Source organism: Nocardioides marmorisolisilvae (assembly GCF_003725775.1).
In the GTDB taxonomy this organism is placed as follows: domain Bacteria; phylum Actinomycetota; class Actinomycetes; order Propionibacteriales; family Nocardioidaceae; genus Marmoricola; species Marmoricola marmorisolisilvae.
Window position 1 is genome coordinate 2,310,457 of sequence record NZ_RJSG01000002.1, and the last position, 15,112, is coordinate 2,325,568.

Consider the following 15,112-nt stretch of genomic DNA (forward strand, 5'->3'; position numbering starts at 1 on the left):
GCCGTCATGCTGGAACTCACCATCCGGCTGGTCGTCTCGCTGTCGATCGTCGTCGGACTCCTGCTGCTGCTGGCGCGCTTCGGTGCCCGCAAGTTCCGCGGCAACTCGGGCGCGCTGGTGCACGTGGTGCACCGCCAGGCGCTGAGCCGGACCTCTTCAGTCTCCGTCGTCACGGTCGGCAGCCGGGTGCTGGTGCTGGGCACCACCGAGCAGCAGATCAGCGTGCTCACCGAGTTGGACCCCGACGAGCTCGACGTCGAGGACGTCCTGGATCCCGGGGCCGAGCTGACGCTGGTCCCGAGCCTGGGGTCCGTCGAGGTCACCGACCTGGCCGATCTCGCCGAGGCACCGGTCGAGGAGCTGCTCGAGGTCGTCCAGGCCACGCCCGCCCGGCGTACCGGAGGGTCGCACCGCGGCGCGCACAGCGGCTCGCACCGCGCCGCCCCGGCCGCTCGTACCGAGGTCGCGGCCACCGGCCCGCTGGCCGGATCGGTGCTCTCCCCGCAGACCTGGAAGCAGGCCTTCTCCGCCGTCTCCCGGGGAAGTGCTCGGCGGGCGTCGTGATCAAGGTCCTGGCCCTGACCCTGGGCCGACTCGCGGTCCTGCTGGTCGCGGCGGCCGGTCTGCTGCTGCTCCCGGCGTACGGCGCCCAGGCAGCGCCCACCCCGCCTCCGCCGGCCGCCGGCCAGGCGGGGAGCTCCGCGTTGTCCCCGGGCGACCTCGACTCGCTGGCACCGGCGGCGCCGCAGACGACGCCGATCGCCACGCCCACCGCGAGCCCGACGTCGCAGGTGCTGGCGCCGACCGCGCGCACGGCCGCCCGACCGGCTGCCGACCCGACGCCCAGCACGGCCACGGGCCCGAAGGGGCCGAACGGTCCTGCCGGGACCGGCAACGGCACCGACAGCAACGTGACCGTCGACCTGTCCGGGCTGACCAACAAGCCCAGTACGTCGGTCACCGTGATCATCGCGATGACGCTGCTCTCGCTGCTGCCCGCGATCCTGCTGACCTGCACGAGCTTCACCAAGATCCTGGTGGTCCTCGGTCTGACGCGCAACGCCCTCGGCTTGCAGCAGACCCCGCCGAACCAGGTGCTCGCCGGACTGGCGCTGTTCCTGAGCCTGTTCATCATGGCGCCGGTGCTGGGCAGCATGAACGACGACGGCGTGCAGCCCTACCTCAAGGGCGACAAGACCAGCGCGCAGGCGTTCCACGACGGCGTGAAGCCGCTGAAGACCTTCATGCTCGACCACACCGACGACGACGAGCTCAAGCTGCTCACCAACGTCGCCGACCGCAAGCTGCCCAAGAACCGCAACGAGGTCTCGATGGCGACCGTCGTGCCGGCCTTCGTGCTCTCCGAGCTCAAGCAGGCGTTCATCATCGGCTTCATCGTGTTCATCCCGTTCCTGGTGATCGACATCGTCGTCAGCGGGGCCCTGATGGCGCTCGGCATGATGATGATGCCGCCGGTGATGGTCTCGCTGCCGTTCAAGCTGCTCCTGTTCGTCCTGGTGGACGGCTGGGCGCTGGTCATCAAGTCCCTCGTCGCCAGCTACAACACCTAGGTGCGCTCATGACCGACACCACCGTCATCCAGCTCGCGCTCCAGACCATGCTGGTCGCGCTGAAGCTCTCCGCACCGATCCTGGCCACCTCGCTGGTGATCGGGTTCACGGTCTCGCTGTTCCAGTCGATGACCCAGATCCAGGAGTTCACGCTGTCGTTCGTGCCGAAGCTGATCGGCGTCGGCGTCGCGCTGCTGGTCTGCGGCAACTGGATGCTCCACACGCTCATCGACTTCACCAACGACCTGTTCGACATGATCCCGAGCCTGCTGAGCTGAGGATCTCTCCCCCATGACCATCACCCTGGCCGGCGAGCCGCTGATCGCCTACCTGCTGGCGTCGGTGCGGATCGTCTCCTGGCTGGCGATCGTGCCGCCGTTCTCCTCCAAGGCCGTCCCCGCGATGGCCAAGGTGGTGCTCTCCCTCGGCCTCGCGTTCGCGATCACACCCGGGATGCGCGGCGACGTCCCGCTCACCTTCTGGGCGCTGGCGGTGAACGTCGTGACCCAGGTGCTGATCGGGACCGGCATGGGCTTCGTGACCTACCTGCTGTTCCAGGCGATCGCCTCGGCCGGAAGCCTGATCGACATCTTCGGCGGGTTCGCGCTGGCCCAGGGCTTCGACCCGCTCGGGCTGACCATGAACACCGTCTTCGGCAAGTTCCACCAGATGCTGGCCACGATGCTGCTCTTCGCCACCGGTGGGCACCTGCTGGTCATCGGCGGCCTGCTGCGCACCTTCCACTACCTGCCGGTCGGCACCACCCCGGACGTCGCCAAGCCGACCGACATCCTGGTCACCGCTATGGGCATGTTCTTCACCACCGCCGTGCAGATCGCGCTGCCGATGATCGCGGTGCTGTTCATCGCCGACCTCGGCCTGGCGCTGCTGACCAAGGTCGCCCCGCAGCTCAACGCGATCAACGTGATGTTCCCGGCCAAGATCGGCCTGGTGCTGCTGCTCCTCGGGCTCTCCTTCCCGGTGCTGCCCGGCGCGATGGAGCGTCTGGTCGACCTGGCCAACCAGGCGATGGCCTCGATCGCGGGTGCCCAGTGAGGGGCGAGCGATGAGCGGCAGCACCGGCGAGAAGACCGAGAAGGCGACTCCGAAGCGGCGCAAGGAGTCGCGCAAGGAGGGCCAGGTCGCGCGGACCCAGGAGCTCGGTGCCTGGGCCTCGATGCTGGCCGTCGGGATGGCCGCCCCGATGCTGATCGGCCACGAGATCAACGCGATGCGCGACCTGATGATCACCAGCTTCAGCCTCGGCGACGAGGCCACCACCGGAAAGGCGCTGGCGCTGCTCGGCCAGGCCGGCAAGCACGTGTTCTTCAGCCTGCTGGTGCTGGGCAGCGCGATCATGCTGATCGGCGTGGCCTCCGCGCTCGCCCAGGGCGGCTTCTACCTGGCCACCAAGCAGGTCAAGCCGAGCCTGAAGAAGCTCAACCCGCTCCAGGGCTTCAAGCGCGTCTTCGGTCCGCACGCGCTCTGGGAGGGCGCGAAGATGCTGCTGAAGACCAGCTTCGTGGCACTGATCGTCTACCTCGCGATCCGTTCGGTCATGCCGCTGCTGGGCGGGATGGTGCCGATGCAGACCGTGGTCGACACCGCCTCGGCCGAGGCGCTCGCCCTGATCCGCAACATCGGCCTGGCCGGGCTCGGGATGGCGGGCATCGACTACGTGATGCAGCGCCGCCGGGTCGGCAAGCAGACCCGGATGACCAAGGACGAGGTCAAGCAGGAGCACAAGCAGGCCGAGGGCGACCCGCTGGTCAAGAGCGCGATCCGCTCCCGGCAGCTGGCCATGGCCCGCAACCGGATGATGGCCGACATCGCCCAGGCCGACGTCGTGCTGGTCAACCCGACCCACGTCGCGGTAGCACTGCGCTACGAGCCCGAGAAGGGCGCTCCGCGGGTGGTCGCCCGCGGCGCCGGGGCCATCGCGGCGAAGATCCGTGAGCGGGCCGGGGAGGAGTCGGTCCCGCTGGTGCGCGACGTCCCGCTGGCCCGGGCCCTGTACACCTCGACCAAGGTCGGCCAGGAGATCCCGGCCGAGCTGTTCGCCGCGGTCGCCCAGGTGCTCGCCTTCGTGATCAGCCGCCGCAGCCGTGGTCAGCACGGGGGGTCGCACCGCTCACCGCGCGGCGAGGGCGAGCTGCCGGCGGTGCTCCCGGCCGGACGCCGCAGAAAGCCCTCAGCTGTGCTCGCGCCCGGCCGATAGGGACTCCGAGGTCAGGACGATCTCGCCGCTGCGCCACGGACGGCCCTTCGAGACGGTTGCTGCGCAACCTCCTCAGGACAAGTAGCAGAAAGGTCCGTCCATGAAGCGTCTGATGCAGCTCGGTGTCCCGGTGGGCATCGTCTTCATCGTGGTGATGCTGGTCGTCCCGCTGCCCGCGATCCTGCTCGACCTGCTGATCGCGATGAACATCACCGGCGCACTGCTGATCCTGCTGACGGCGATGTTCATCAGCAAGCCGCTCGACTTCGCCGCGTTCCCGGCGGTCATCCTGGTGATGACGCTGTTCCGGCTGGCGCTCAACGTCAGCGCCACCCGCCTGGTGCTCCTCGACGGGTACGCCGGCAAGGTGATCGACACGTTCGGACACTTCGTGGTCGGCGGTTCGCTGATCGTCGGCATCATCGTCTTCGCGATCCTGCTGGTCATCCAGTTCGTCGTCATCACCAACGGTGCCGGCCGCGTCGCCGAGGTCGGCGCCCGCTTCACCCTCGACGCCATGCCCGGCAAGCAGATGGCCATCGACGCCGACCTCAACTCCGGCCTCATCGACGAGGACCAGGCCCGCAAGCGCCGCCTCGAGGTGCACGCCGAGGCCGACTTCTACGGCGCGATGGACGGTGCCTCCAAGTTCGTGAAGGGCGACGCGATCGCCGCGATCGTGATCACCCTGGTCAACCTGATCGGCGGCTTCGGCGTCGGCGTCGGCCAGAAGAAGATGGGCTTCGGCGACGCGGTCTCGACGTACAGCCTGCTGTCCATCGGCGACGGCTTGGTCTCGCAGATCCCGGCGCTGCTGCTCTCGGTCGCCACCGGCCTCATCGTCACCCGCGCGGTCGGCGACCAGGACATGGGCTCGGACATCCTGCGCCAGCTCACCGCCCGCCGCACGCCGCTGCGGGTGGCCGGCTTCGCCGGTCTCGCGCTCTGCCTGATCCCGGGCCTGCCCAAGATCCCGTTCATCGTGGCCGGTGGCCTGATGCTGCTGGCCAGCACCCGGATCGAGGAGGAGGACGAGCAGGCCTCGCCCGAGGACGAGGCACACGCCGCGCTGCCCTCGCCGGACTCCCCCGAGGTGCTCGCCGCAGAGATCCAGGTGGATCCGCTCGGGCTCGAGCTGTCCGCCGACATCATCGACCTGGTCGACCCGAGCGCCGGCGGTGACCTGCTGGAGCGGGTCAAGGCGCTGCGCCGGAAGGTAGCCGGGGACATCGGCATCGTGGTCCCGCCGGTGCGCACTCGCGACAACCTCGACCTGCCGCTGCGCACGTACGCGATCAAGCTGTTCGGCATCGAGGTGGCGCGGGGCGAGTCGCCCGCCGGCACGGTGCTGGCCATCGGCGACTTCCTGGGATCGCTGCCCGGTGAGCCGACCCGCGAGCCGGTCTTCGGCCTGGACGCCAAGTGGATCCCGGCCGAGCTGCGCAACCAGGCCGAGCTCTCCGGTGCCACCGTGGTCGACCGCGCCTCGGTGATCACGACCCACCTGGCCGAGGTCGTCACCACCCACGCTGCCCGCCTGCTCGGCCGCGAGGACGTCAAGCTGCTCACCGACGTGGTCAAGCGCTCGCACCCGGTGGTGGTCGACGAGCTCACCCCGGCGCAGCTGACCCTGGGCGAGGTGCAGCGGGTGCTGCAGACGCTGCTCGACGAGAACGTCTCGGTGCGCGACCTGGTCCGGATCTACGAGGCGCTTTCGCTGCGGGCGGCCACCAGCAAGGACACCGACGCGCTGGTCGAGGCGTCCCGGACCGCCCTCGGCCCGGCGATCGTGGCGCCGTACGTGACCGACTCCACCGTCCACGTCATCAGCCTGGAGCCGCAGCTCGAGCAGCAGATGCTCGAGGACCTGCGCCCCACCGAGGCCGGCGCTGTCATCGCGATGGATCCGGACCTCGGCCAGAGCGTGCTGCTGCAGCTCAGCTCGATGCTCACCGAGGCCGAGAACCAGAACCTGCGACCGGTGCTGGTCTGCTCGCCGCCGTTGCGGCCCGCGGTCCGCCGCCTCGTCCGGCCCTCCCTGCACCAGCTCCCGGTGCTGTCCTACTCCGAGCTGATCGGCGCCGACCAGGTGCGCTCGGTCGGTGTCGTCAGCGCCGCCTTTGTGGCCCCGTCCGGGATGGCGGTGACCTCGTGAGTCCGCTCTCGCCCGGGGTCCTGGGCGGCGCAGCCGTCGTGGCCTCGCCCGCGCTGGCCGGCGTCCTCGATGGCACCATGCCGCTCGACGTCGCCCTGACGCGCTACCTGATCGCTGTCGGGATCTGCTGGGTGGTCATCAGCATCGTCGTCGAGCTGGCCTTCCCGGCCCCGGGAACCGTCCGGCCTGCGCCCGTGAAGTCCGAGATGCCCGCGGAGTCCGACTCGGACCACGCGTCCTGATGAACTCGGCCCGCAAATTTCAGTACGCGGGAGTACCGCGCGTGTTTTGATCGCAGCATCGATCGTCTGCACTGTGGGGTACAACGATGCGCTCACCGCTTGCACGCTTCCTGCTCACCGGCTTCGGCGCCGCCGCGCTGATCGCCGGACCGGCCTCCCCGATCGCGAGTGCCGACAGCCCCGGGATCCCTGTGGTCACCTCGGTCGCCTACGGGAACCCGGACGTCCTCACCGTTGACTGGGCCGGCGTGCCCCCTGCACTTCGGGTCTGGGGCGACGCCCGGGTGACGACCACCAACGGAACCTCGACGGACACGGTCACCAGCATCCTGACCGACTCCGGCAGTCCGCGCAGTCGGAAGAGCTACCGGGCCGGCGTCTGCGCTCCGGCCTGCTTCGGAAGCGGGGCCACCGTCACCTACGGCCCTTGGAACCACCCCTCCATCCCGACCTCGGTGAACGCGGCTCCGCCGAGCCTTACCGCCACGTCGGGTACCAAGGCCAGCCCCGGCGTGCACATCACCGTCACCCCGGGTGCCCAGGCGGGCGCCCCGGTCTTCCTGATCTACAACGTGAACGCCGTCATCGGGCGGGTCGGACCGGGCAACCTGTCGTTCGTCGACACCAACCCGTTCCTCCCGCAGGGCAGCTACAGCGTCCAGGCGTGCTACGCCGACTGCGATCAGCCGGAGTGGCCCTACTGGGGCGACAGCTACAAGCCGCAGTCCGCCCGCAGCGCTGTGGTGAAGGCGTACGTCGCGAACACCGCGCAGTGCAAGACCATCGGCAAGATGCTCTACGCGTTCGGACAGAACTGGCGCAACGCCTGCAAGCCCTGACGCTCAGCCACCCATGCGACCTGCCGCGATCGCGAGCAACGCTTCGTCGGAGCCGGTGCCTTCCTGCAGGTTGACGACGTTGACCATCTCGGCACCCACCCGCACGTAGAAGCTGCCCACCTCCTCGAAGGCCCGGTCCCCGATCCCGGGGATCTCGAGCGGCTCCACGCCCGGTTGCGCCACGTAGCTGCTGGCGGGGAACTCGTTCACCGTGAACTCGTCCCCGCCCCCGTTCGCGGTCCACGCATAGGTGCACGAGCCGTCGCTCCCGGAAGACGACGTGACCGTGTACGTCGTGTGGTCGGAACTGTGCTCCCCGAGCACCCGCGCGACCTCGTCAGTGGTGATCAGTCGGCACGCATTGCGGGGAGCGCCTGCTGCCGGAGTACCGCTTTCGCTCCCCGAAGGGGAGTTCGCTGCCTCCTCCGAGCCTCCTCCGCACCCCGACAGCACCAGCACGACGACGGCCCCGCCCAGGCTGACCCACATCGCCCGCACGGCGATCACGCCGTGCGCTCGTTGGTCGACCGCAGCAGCGCGAGGCTCGCGCTGGCAAAGCCGATCGCCGTGAGCACGTACGCCACCGCCGGTCCTGCGTTGCCGACCGCGGCAGCCCCGCCCCACTCGACCGGAACCGCAACCAGCAGGCAGCCGGCCATCCAGCGGGGGGCGATCTGGAGGCGCCAGAGCACGACGCCGAGCGCGATGCGACCCAGCGTGATGGCGAGCGCGAACGGAAGGATCCCCACGGCGTACAACGCTGACCCCTCGAGTGCCTTGTTCATCGCGATCCCCACGCTGGTGCTCAGGTGGTAGTGAGCGGTGAGCCAGGAGATCACCTCGGGCGCCGGGGCCGTGGCGCCGAAGCAGGCGGCGATCACCCAGTAGCCGGTGATGATCGCGGTGCCCCGGCCGGCGCGCTCCCGGGTAGCGACGAGCATCGCGATCGTCGCCGGGACGAGGGTGATGACGAACAGCGCGCTGAAGGCGATGGACACGCTCGCTGCCGTGCCGTGTGCCGAGAAGCTGGCGACCTCCTGAGCCGCGGAGCCACCCAGGTCAGCCGGGTTGACCGCGTTGGCGATCGCGAGCGCCACGAACGGCGCCGGCGCAACCCAGGCGAGGGTCCGCAGACCGAGGCCGCGGGAGTGGACGGGGGGTGCTGCAGTGGCGATGGTGCTCATGACGATCCTCGTTTCGTGGAGAGGGATGGGTTCGATCAACGGGTCGGGACGTGCAGGGCTTCGGCGAGCTCGGCACGGGTCGGGCCGGGAGTGCTCGGCCGCCAACCCTCGGCGAGAAGCTCACGGACACGCGGCTCGGCGGCGTCGAGGATGTCGGGGCCGGCGACCATGCCGAAGTACATGCCGACGTACGGGCGCAGGCTGTCGTCGACCTCGGCAGCGGCGCAGATGACGTCCGACGGCAGGCGCTCGGCCAGGTCGAGGTCCCGACCGTCGAAGCGCTCCAGAAGGGTCCGGTCCCAGCGAACGTGGTCGAGGTACCAGGGACGCAGGTGCTGCTCGGCCCAGGAATCGAGCGCCAGTGAGGCGTCGTCCAGGTCCTGGGCGTGATCGTCCAGCGATCCCAGGAGGTGGCGGACGTGCGGGATCAGCAGCGCGAGGTTGCGTCCGGCCGCCGGGTTGGTGGTCAGGACGGCGTCGCCGACGAAGAACAACCCGGTAGCAGGGGGCAGACCCAGGGCCGGTCCTTGCAGGCGGTAGGTGTTCGTCAGGTGGCCGCCGACCAGGACGTCGGTGAGCGGCTCGAACGAGTCCGGCGTGGTCCAGGGGGCCAGGTTCGGAACCAGCTGGGCCGCCGTCGCGAAACCACCTTCGGTGCGCAACCCGCCGAACGTCTCGTCATGCGAGGGATACGCGATGACCACCGAGTGGGTGTCCCCGTCGCCGCCGATCACCACGCTGACGTAACCGGGGCCGGTCTGGAAGGACGGGAAGCCCCGGTACGGTGCCGTCCCCGGCAACGCCCGGTAGACCCGGGTCACGTAGGAGAAGCCGCAGGAGCCGCCCTCGGCTGGACCACGCAGCTCGTCGCCGAGGCGGCTGTTGCGGCCGGTGGCGACGACGACGAGGTCGGCCGGCAGCGGGTCGCCGTCGACGACGACCCCGGAGGTTCGCCCGTCCGACACCTCGAGCCGGTCGACGTGCCCGGTCCGCCAGCGCAGGTCGGGTTCCTGTGCGGCGCAGCGGCGCAGCACCCGCTCGAGCACAGGCCGCCGGCACGCGAGTGCCTCGATCCCCGGCATGCCGGGGAGCTGCTCCAGACGAGCACCGGCATCGAGGAGGGCGTCCAGAACGTCCGGCATCTCGGCCCTCAGCGCCTCGACCACCTGCGGACGCCACCCGTGCGCGTGCTCGAACTGCATCACCCCGGCGCGCTGCCAGTCGGAGCCCGTAGGTCCTGGATCCCGGTCGACGAGCGTGACCGCGTGCCCCCGTCGCGCCAGCGCGATCGCGGCGTAGATGCCGACCGGTCCTCCGCCGGCCACCACTGCCTTCATCGTCGTCTCCTCGTTCGTCGTCGTTGACGCGAACGTAGGAGGCGCACCGGGCGCACCACGTCGGCAGAACTGTGCAGATCGATGTGTAGATCGCGGGACCGGGCCTCAGCCCAGGCTCACACCAGATTCTCGTCGTAGGCGAAGGCGGTGGCTGCGGATCGGGAGGACACCCCGATCTTCACGAAGATGTTGGCGACGTGCCGGGCCACGGTCTTCTCAGAGAGCACCAGCTCCGCCGCGACCTCGCGATTGCTGGCTCCGGTGGCCACCAGGCGCAGCACCTCGACCTCGCGCGGCGTCAGTCCTGCCGGCACGCCGGCCTGCGGCGAGCCAGGAAGTCCTGCCAGGTCGCGCTCGGCGCCGAGGTCGGTGAAGACGACTCGGGCGGCCGCCCGCTCCAGCTCGGCCGTCTCCAGGTCCCCGACGTCCTGGCACGCGCGAGCCAGGAGCAAGCGGCACCGGGCTGCGTCGTACGGCGCATCGAGCCGCGCCCAGTCGGCCAAGGCGGCTCGGAGCGCGCCCAAGGCTTCGCCGCTCCGGCCTTCAGCGATCGCGAGCGCGCCCGCAGAGGTTGCCGCCATCGCCCGGGCGTAGATCGAGCCGAGCCGTGACGCCGCATCCTCGAGCTCGTTCACAGCGACCTCGGCCGCCGTCAGGTCGCCGACCGCGAGCGCCACCTCCACCAGAGCGGGCAGCAGACGGACACGCAGGAACGGAACTCCGGTCTCCCCGAGCGCTCGCTGGAGCGAGAGCAGAGCCGACTCCCCCTTTCCCTGGGCCAGTCGCAGGAGCGCCAGTCCCGGTTGCGGGTCATGTCCAGCGGCCAGGGCCTCCCGGTAACCGCGCTCCGCCTCACGGTCGTCACCGCGGACCCGGTGCAGCTCAGCACGCTGGTAGAGCGCCATGCCCAGGGCGACGTCGCGCTCCCGGCGGCGGTCGTCGCCGAGGACCCGCTCGGCCTCGGTGATCGCCTCGTCCCAGCGACCGCGCACCTGGAGAACCTCTGACCGGTGCACCAGGCACTGCCCACGGTAGGGCATCAGGTCCGGCTGCGTGTCGCACCACCGGCTCAGAGCCTCGGTCCACTCCGAGCCGCGCTCGAGGTCAAGGCTCCCCCGACACACCGAGATGACGGCGCAGTAGACCTGACCGACCGCCTGCGGGCTGGCCGAGGAGGAGGTCGCGAGCACCATCACCCCGTCCAGCTCGCTCATCCCGTCCGCGGGCCGCCCCAGAGCGAGCAGTGCCTGTCCGTGTCCGCTTGCGGCCAGCAGTCGCAGATCGAGGTCGTCGTACTGCTGCGCAACCTCGAGGGCGCGGCCGAGACTTTCGGCGCTCTCGTCGAACCGGCCCGCGAAGAGAGCCATCATCCCGAGGTTGAGCGCCGCGTACCCGCCCCACCGCGTCGACTCAAGACCGTCGCCCGTGACTTGCCGCATGATCCCGAACCAGCCACCGGCGCGTGCCGGCTCGCCGGCCATCATCAGCGACAGGCCCAGCCAGAACGCCGTCCGTGAGGCACCGTCGAGGTCACCGTCCGCGAGGTAGGCCTGGTGGGCTTGTGCCCGGATCGTCTCCGCCTCGTCGTCGCGCCCGGTCAGGTACGCCGCAAGGCCCCAGGACTCCAGGTCGGCGGCGGTGTGGTCGGAGCACGCCTGGTACGCCTCACGAGCCTCGGCCCAGGCACGCCGGCCGATCGCCTCGCGGGCACGCAACGCGCCGGGGTCGCCGCTCACAGAAGCATCCTGACCGATCGCTCGTGATCGGGCCAGCGTTCAGTAGCGCTCCGCCGCCTCGAAGCCCGAGGCACCCTCGGCGACGGAGACGATCGCGCACTCCTCGATGAGGATCGGCGAGGAGCCGATGATCTGCGAGCCGGGCGAGGTGTCCGCGGTGGCGGTGAACTGCTCCTGGAACGCGGCGCGGTCCTCGGCGGTCGCGAACACGTAGCAACCCTCGAACCACTGACCGGAGACCATCCGCCAGGTCTTGAAGCGCAGGCCGTCCATCGCCGAGAAGCGGGCGTGCGAGGTGCCCGCGACGTAGTCGGCGAGCGCGTCCTCGACGCCGGCGGGGGCGTCGACGAGCGACCAGCGGACGGTGAGGCCGGCCAGGTTGCTCATGCGCCGATGCCCGCGAGCGGCTCGGGACTCCCGAGCCAGTGCAGCAGCAGGCGAGCGCCGAAGCCGGTCGGCCCTTGGGACCACTCGAGCTCGTCCTTGGCGGAGTCGCCGGCCGAGGCGATGTCCAGGTGCACCCACGGCAGGTCCCCGGCGAAGTGCTGGAGGAACAACGCGGCGGTGATCGCCGGCGCCCGGCCCGGGGCGTTGTCGGAGTCGGCGACCTTGGAGGCCAGGAACGACTCGTACTCCTCGGCCAGCGGCATCCGCCACAGCGGCTCGCCCGCCTCGGCCCCGGCCGCGATCAGGGTGGCGGCCGCGGCCTCGTCGTTGCTGAAGATCCCGCCGAGGCCCAGGCCGAGTGCGACCTTGATGCCGCCGGTCAGGGTGGCGACGTCGACCAGCAGGTCCGGCTTCAGCTTGTCCACGGCGTACTGCATCGGGTCGGCGAGCACGAGGCGACCCTCGGCGTCGGTGTTGGTGACCTCGGTGGTCCGTCCACCCCAGTGGGTGATCACGTCGCCAGGACGCAGCGCGGCCCCGCCGATCGCGTTCTCCGCCAGCGGCATCAGGCCGGTCACCCGCACCGGGCAGTCCAGTGCCGCGAGCGCGGACATCGTCGCCGCGACCACCGCGGCGCCGGTCATGTCGCGCTTCATCGTGGTCATCGCCTCGCCCGGCTTGATCGAGAGGCCGCCGGTGTCGAACGTGATGCCCTTGCCGACCAGCACCACGTGCGGGGTGCGGCGGGTGACCTTGGCCGGGGTGTAGTCCAGCTGCACCAGGTACGGAGGCGTCGCCGAGGCCCGGCCGACCGCGAGGATCCCGCCGAAGCCTTCCTTGGTCAGCGCAGCGACGTCCCAGACCTTGGTCTTGAGCCGGGACGGTGCGGCGAGCTCGAGGACCTGGTCCTTGAGCCAGCCCGGCGACTTGATGTTCGAGGGGGTGGTGGCCAGCCGGCGGGCCTCGCTGCTCGCCCGTGCGATCACCTCGGCGCGCTCGAGGACCGGGGCGAGCTCGGGTGCAGCGCAGGCGAGCACGAACCGCGGCGCCGGCGTACCGGGGTCGGCCTTGAGCGAGTACCGGAACGAGCCGAGGACCACCCCGGCGACGAAAGCGGTCAATCCGGCGTCGTCGGCGACGGCCTGGACGGCCGAGGTGACGACGTCCTGGCCCGCGGCGGCGCGGACCACGCCCGCCCCCGCGGCGCGGAGGCCGTCGGCACCGGCGTCACCGACACCGACCCCGAAGATCGTGAGCGCCCCGCGCGAGACGGGCAGGACCAGCCGGACCACGTCCCCGGCAGTGGCCGTGGCGCCCGCCTCAGCGAACAGCTCCAGGAGGTCGACGTCGCCGAGCTCTGCGGCCAGGGCGGCCGATCCAGGCCCCAGCACGAGCGAGCCCTCGTCGTCGAGCAACGCGAGGGCAACGACTCCAGCAGCGGCAGTGGGCGCCTCCGAGCTCAGCACGAACACAAAGGGGACAATACCGAAGGCCCCGACCGCCCGTGCGGGCGTCGGGGCCTTCGTCAGCCGTGCTGAATCTGGGGAGGGTGGTCCGGCGTCAGCCGACCACGGCCTTGAGAGCGTCTCCGAGAGCGCCGGCCTCTTCCGCGTTGAGCTCCACCACCAGTCGGCCACCGCCTTCGAGGGGAACCCTCATCACGATGCCGCGACCTTCCTTGGTGACCTCCAGCGGCCCGTCGCCGGTCCGCGGCTTCATCGCCGCCATGCGCATACCTCTTCCTGTGTGAACCCAGCGCCCGAGCAGATGTGACGCCAGCCGCACCCATTATTCCCTATGACGCCTTGCCACGAACAATCGATGGGAAAGCCCGTACGGCAGACTCGTGCCCGTGCACGCCCGATCCGCGTTGTTCGACCTCTACGGCGACCACCTGCGCAGCCGTGGCGGACGTGCGCCCGTCGCCGTGCTGATCCGGCTGCTCGAACCGCTGGGCGTCAGCGCGCCCGCCGTTCGCACCGCGTTGTCGCGGATGGTCGCCCAGGAGTGGCTGACCGCGGATGACGCCGGCGGGTACGCCCTGACCGAGCACGCCCGCACCTGGCTCGACGAGGCCGGGGTCCGGATCTACCGCACCGACGAGGCCGACTGGGACGGCCACTGGCACCTGCGGGTGCTCAGCCCGATCACCGACCGGGCTCGTCGTGAGCGGGTCCGCAGCCGGCTGCGCTTCCTCGGGATGGCACCGGTCAGCGACAGCACCTGGGTCAGCCCGCGCGCCTCGGCCGAGGTCGACCGACTCCTCGAGGAGGAGGGCGTGGACACGATCGCGTTCACCAGCCAGGACGCCGAACCCACCGACGCGCTGCTCGGGGCATTCGACCTGACCGCCTTGGGAAGCGCGTACGACGCCTGGCTGGGCGAGGCGGCGGCGTTGGTCGCCCCCACCGTCGGCCGGGGCACCGGCGACGACGTCAGTGCCTTCGTCGTACGCTCCGAATTGCTGCACAGCTGGCGCAAGTTCCTGTTCTCCGACCCCGGGCTCCCCCGCGAGCTGCTTCCCGGGGACTGGCCGGGGCACCGCGCCGCGGCGTTCTTCGACGAGCACGCCACCCGGCTGCTGCCCGCCGCGTCCCGCTTCATCGACCACCACCTGCAAGGAGCCACCCGATGACCGACCTCCCGGTGACCTACGAGATCTCCGACGGCGTCGGCACGATCACCCTGAACCGACCCGAGGGCATGAACGGTCTCAACCTGGCGACCAAGGAGGCCCTGCTCGAGGCGGTCACCGCCGCAGCCACCGACGACGCGGTGCGGTGCGTGGTGCTCACCGGCACCGGCCGGGCTTTCTGCGTCGGGCAGGACCTCAAGGAGCACGTCGAGCTGCTGAACTCGGGCAGCACCGAGGCGCTCTTCACCACCGTGGAGAAGCACTACAACCCGATCGTGACGGCGATCGCCGAGATGCCCAAGCCGGTGATCGCCGCGCTCAACGGGGTGGCGGCCGGCGCCGGCGCGAGCCTCGCCTTCGCCTGCGACCTGCGGATCATGGCGGCCTCGGCCGGGTTCAACCTCGCCTTCCCGGGCGTCGCGCTGTCCTGCGACACCGGAGCCTCCTGGACGCTGCAGCGCCTGGTCGGACGGGCCAAGGCCATCGAGCTGCTGTACTTCCCGAGCACGATCCCGGCCGAGGACGCCCTCGCCCTGGGGCTGGCCACCCGGGTCGTCGCCGACGACGAGCTGGTCGCCGAGGTCACCACGCTGGCGACCAAGCTGGCCGGAGGTCCGACGCTGTCCTACGCGTCGATCCGGCAGTCGGTGAACTACGCGAGCAGCCACGACTTCGCCTCCTCGCTCGCGTTCGAGGGCGAGAAGATGAACTTCACCGGCGCCAGCGCCGATCACCGCCGCGCGGTCGACGCGTTCCTGGCCAAGGAGAAGCCGGTCTTCGAAGGGCGATAGTCCCGAGCGACATGGCT

Annotated in this window: 17 protein-coding genes; 10 read left to right on the top strand and 7 right to left on the bottom strand. The window is 70.5% G+C overall.

Translation table 11 applies throughout. The features are described 5' to 3' along the window. The first annotated feature begins 6 nt into the window (after positions 1-6). The 8 genes from EFL95_RS15260 to EFL95_RS15295 all read left to right on the top strand — a co-directional run bounded on the left by EFL95_RS15260 (position 7) and on the right by EFL95_RS15295 (position 7,025). Positions 7-564 carry a flagellar biosynthetic protein FliO gene (locus EFL95_RS15260; RefSeq protein ID WP_123234754.1) on the top strand — a complete coding sequence of 186 codons (558 nt, stop codon included), beginning with the start codon at positions 7-9 and terminating at the stop codon, positions 562-564. Continuing rightward, complete coding sequence (fliP, locus tag EFL95_RS15265) at positions 561-1,571, top strand: flagellar type III secretion system pore protein FliP (protein WP_246004965.1); 1,011 nt, start codon at positions 561-563, stop codon at positions 1,569-1,571. The genes EFL95_RS15260 and fliP overlap by 4 nt, the downstream gene beginning before the upstream one ends. 8 nt (positions 1,572-1,579) lie before the next feature. Beyond that, positions 1,580-1,849 (top strand): flagellar biosynthesis protein FliQ, encoded by a 270-nt coding sequence (fliQ, locus tag EFL95_RS15270; protein ID WP_123234755.1) that lies wholly within the window; start codon positions 1,580-1,582, stop codon positions 1,847-1,849. A 13-nt stretch (positions 1,850-1,862) separates the two neighbouring features. After that, positions 1,863-2,627 carry a flagellar biosynthetic protein FliR gene (locus EFL95_RS15275; RefSeq protein WP_123234756.1) on the top strand — a complete coding sequence of 255 codons (765 nt, stop codon included), beginning with the start codon at positions 1,863-1,865 and terminating at the stop codon, positions 2,625-2,627. 10 nt (positions 2,628-2,637) lie between these two features. After that, a complete protein-coding gene (locus EFL95_RS15280; protein WP_123234757.1) occupies positions 2,638-3,789 on the top strand; it encodes an EscU/YscU/HrcU family type III secretion system export apparatus switch protein in 1,152 nt (383 codons plus the stop codon). Positions 3,790-3,889: 100 nt separating this feature from the next. Further along, positions 3,890-5,944, top strand: a complete 2,055-nt coding sequence (gene flhA, locus EFL95_RS15285; RefSeq protein WP_123234758.1) for a flagellar biosynthesis protein FlhA — start codon at positions 3,890-3,892, stop codon at positions 5,942-5,944. Beyond that, positions 5,941-6,186: a hypothetical protein gene (locus tag EFL95_RS15290; RefSeq protein WP_123234759.1), complete on the top strand. Its 246-nt coding sequence runs from the start codon at positions 5,941-5,943 to the stop codon at positions 6,184-6,186. The genes flhA and EFL95_RS15290 overlap by 4 nt, the downstream gene beginning before the upstream one ends. 86 nt (positions 6,187-6,272) lie before the next feature. Then, positions 6,273-7,025 (top strand): hypothetical protein, encoded by a 753-nt coding sequence (locus EFL95_RS15295; protein WP_123234760.1) that lies wholly within the window; start codon positions 6,273-6,275, stop codon positions 7,023-7,025. 3 nt (positions 7,026-7,028) lie between these two features. Here EFL95_RS15295 and EFL95_RS15300 read toward each other — a convergent pair whose 3' ends face one another. From EFL95_RS15300 to EFL95_RS15330, 7 genes are all read right to left on the bottom strand, one after another. Beyond that, positions 7,029-7,532, bottom strand: coding sequence for a hypothetical protein (locus EFL95_RS15300; protein ID WP_123234761.1), 504 nt, complete (start codon positions 7,530-7,532; stop codon positions 7,029-7,031). Then, the gene (locus EFL95_RS15305; protein ID WP_123234762.1) at positions 7,529-8,209 is read right to left on the bottom strand and encodes a hypothetical protein; all 681 of its coding nucleotides are present in this window, start codon (positions 8,207-8,209) and stop codon (positions 7,529-7,531) included. The genes EFL95_RS15300 and EFL95_RS15305 overlap by 4 nt, the downstream gene beginning before the upstream one ends. Positions 8,210-8,244: 35 nt before the next feature. Further along, positions 8,245-9,546: an FAD-dependent oxidoreductase gene (locus tag EFL95_RS15310; RefSeq protein WP_123234763.1), complete on the bottom strand. Its 1,302-nt coding sequence runs from the start codon at positions 9,544-9,546 to the stop codon at positions 8,245-8,247. A gap of 116 nt (positions 9,547-9,662) precedes the next feature. Next, entirely contained in the window at positions 9,663-11,282 is a 1,620-nt protein-coding gene (locus EFL95_RS15315; protein WP_123234764.1) for a LuxR family transcriptional regulator, read from the bottom strand. A 39-nt stretch (positions 11,283-11,321) separates the two neighbouring features. Beyond that, positions 11,322-11,669: a hypothetical protein gene (locus EFL95_RS15320; RefSeq protein WP_246004966.1), complete on the bottom strand. Its 348-nt coding sequence runs from the start codon at positions 11,667-11,669 to the stop codon at positions 11,322-11,324. Continuing rightward, positions 11,666-13,141, bottom strand: coding sequence for a leucyl aminopeptidase family protein (locus EFL95_RS15325; RefSeq protein WP_246004967.1), 1,476 nt, complete (start codon positions 13,139-13,141; stop codon positions 11,666-11,668). The genes EFL95_RS15320 and EFL95_RS15325 overlap by 4 nt, the downstream gene beginning before the upstream one ends. Positions 13,142-13,229: 88 nt before the next feature. Then, positions 13,230-13,397 carry a DUF3117 domain-containing protein gene (locus EFL95_RS15330; protein WP_166191440.1) on the bottom strand — a complete coding sequence of 56 codons (168 nt, stop codon included), beginning with the start codon at positions 13,395-13,397 and terminating at the stop codon, positions 13,230-13,232. A gap of 124 nt (positions 13,398-13,521) precedes the next feature. On the opposite strand from EFL95_RS15330, the gene EFL95_RS15335 reads away from it, so the two are divergent. Then, positions 13,522-14,304 (top strand): PaaX family transcriptional regulator, encoded by a 783-nt coding sequence (locus EFL95_RS15335; protein ID WP_123235009.1) that lies wholly within the window; start codon positions 13,522-13,524, stop codon positions 14,302-14,304. Beyond that, positions 14,301-15,095: an enoyl-CoA hydratase-related protein gene (locus tag EFL95_RS15340; RefSeq protein ID WP_123234766.1), complete on the top strand. Its 795-nt coding sequence runs from the start codon at positions 14,301-14,303 to the stop codon at positions 15,093-15,095. Before EFL95_RS15335 ends, EFL95_RS15340 begins: the two co-directional genes overlap by 4 nt. Positions 15,096-15,112 lie beyond the last annotated feature (17 nt).

Bases quoted from the DNA above. Each gene is read 5' to 3' on its own strand.
- EFL95_RS15260 (WP_123234754.1), top strand. From the start codon at position 7: ATGCTGGAACTCACCATCCGGCTGGTCGTCTCGCTGTCGATCGTCGTC.
- fliQ (WP_123234755.1), top strand. From the start codon at position 1,580: ATGACCGACACCACCGTCATCCAGCTCGCGCTCCAGACCATGCTGGTC.
- EFL95_RS15275 (WP_123234756.1), top strand. From the start codon at position 1,863: ATGACCATCACCCTGGCCGGCGAGCCGCTGATCGCCTACCTGCTGGCG.
- EFL95_RS15280 (WP_123234757.1), top strand. From the start codon at position 2,638: ATGAGCGGCAGCACCGGCGAGAAGACCGAGAAGGCGACTCCGAAGCGG.
- flhA (WP_123234758.1), top strand. From the start codon at position 3,890: ATGAAGCGTCTGATGCAGCTCGGTGTCCCGGTGGGCATCGTCTTCATC.
- EFL95_RS15295 (WP_123234760.1), top strand. From the start codon at position 6,273: ATGCGCTCACCGCTTGCACGCTTCCTGCTCACCGGCTTCGGCGCCGCC.
- EFL95_RS15305 (WP_123234762.1), bottom strand. From the start codon at position 8,209: ATGAGCACCATCGCCACTGCAGCACCCCCCGTCCACTCCCGCGGCCTC.
- EFL95_RS15310 (WP_123234763.1), bottom strand. From the start codon at position 9,546: ATGAAGGCAGTGGTGGCCGGCGGAGGACCGGTCGGCATCTACGCCGCG.
- EFL95_RS15320 (WP_246004966.1), bottom strand. From the start codon at position 11,669: ATGAGCAACCTGGCCGGCCTCACCGTCCGCTGGTCGCTCGTCGACGCC.
- EFL95_RS15330 (WP_166191440.1), bottom strand. From the start codon at position 13,397: ATGGCGGCGATGAAGCCGCGGACCGGCGACGGGCCGCTGGAGGTCACC.
- EFL95_RS15340 (WP_123234766.1), top strand. From the start codon at position 14,301: ATGACCGACCTCCCGGTGACCTACGAGATCTCCGACGGCGTCGGCACG.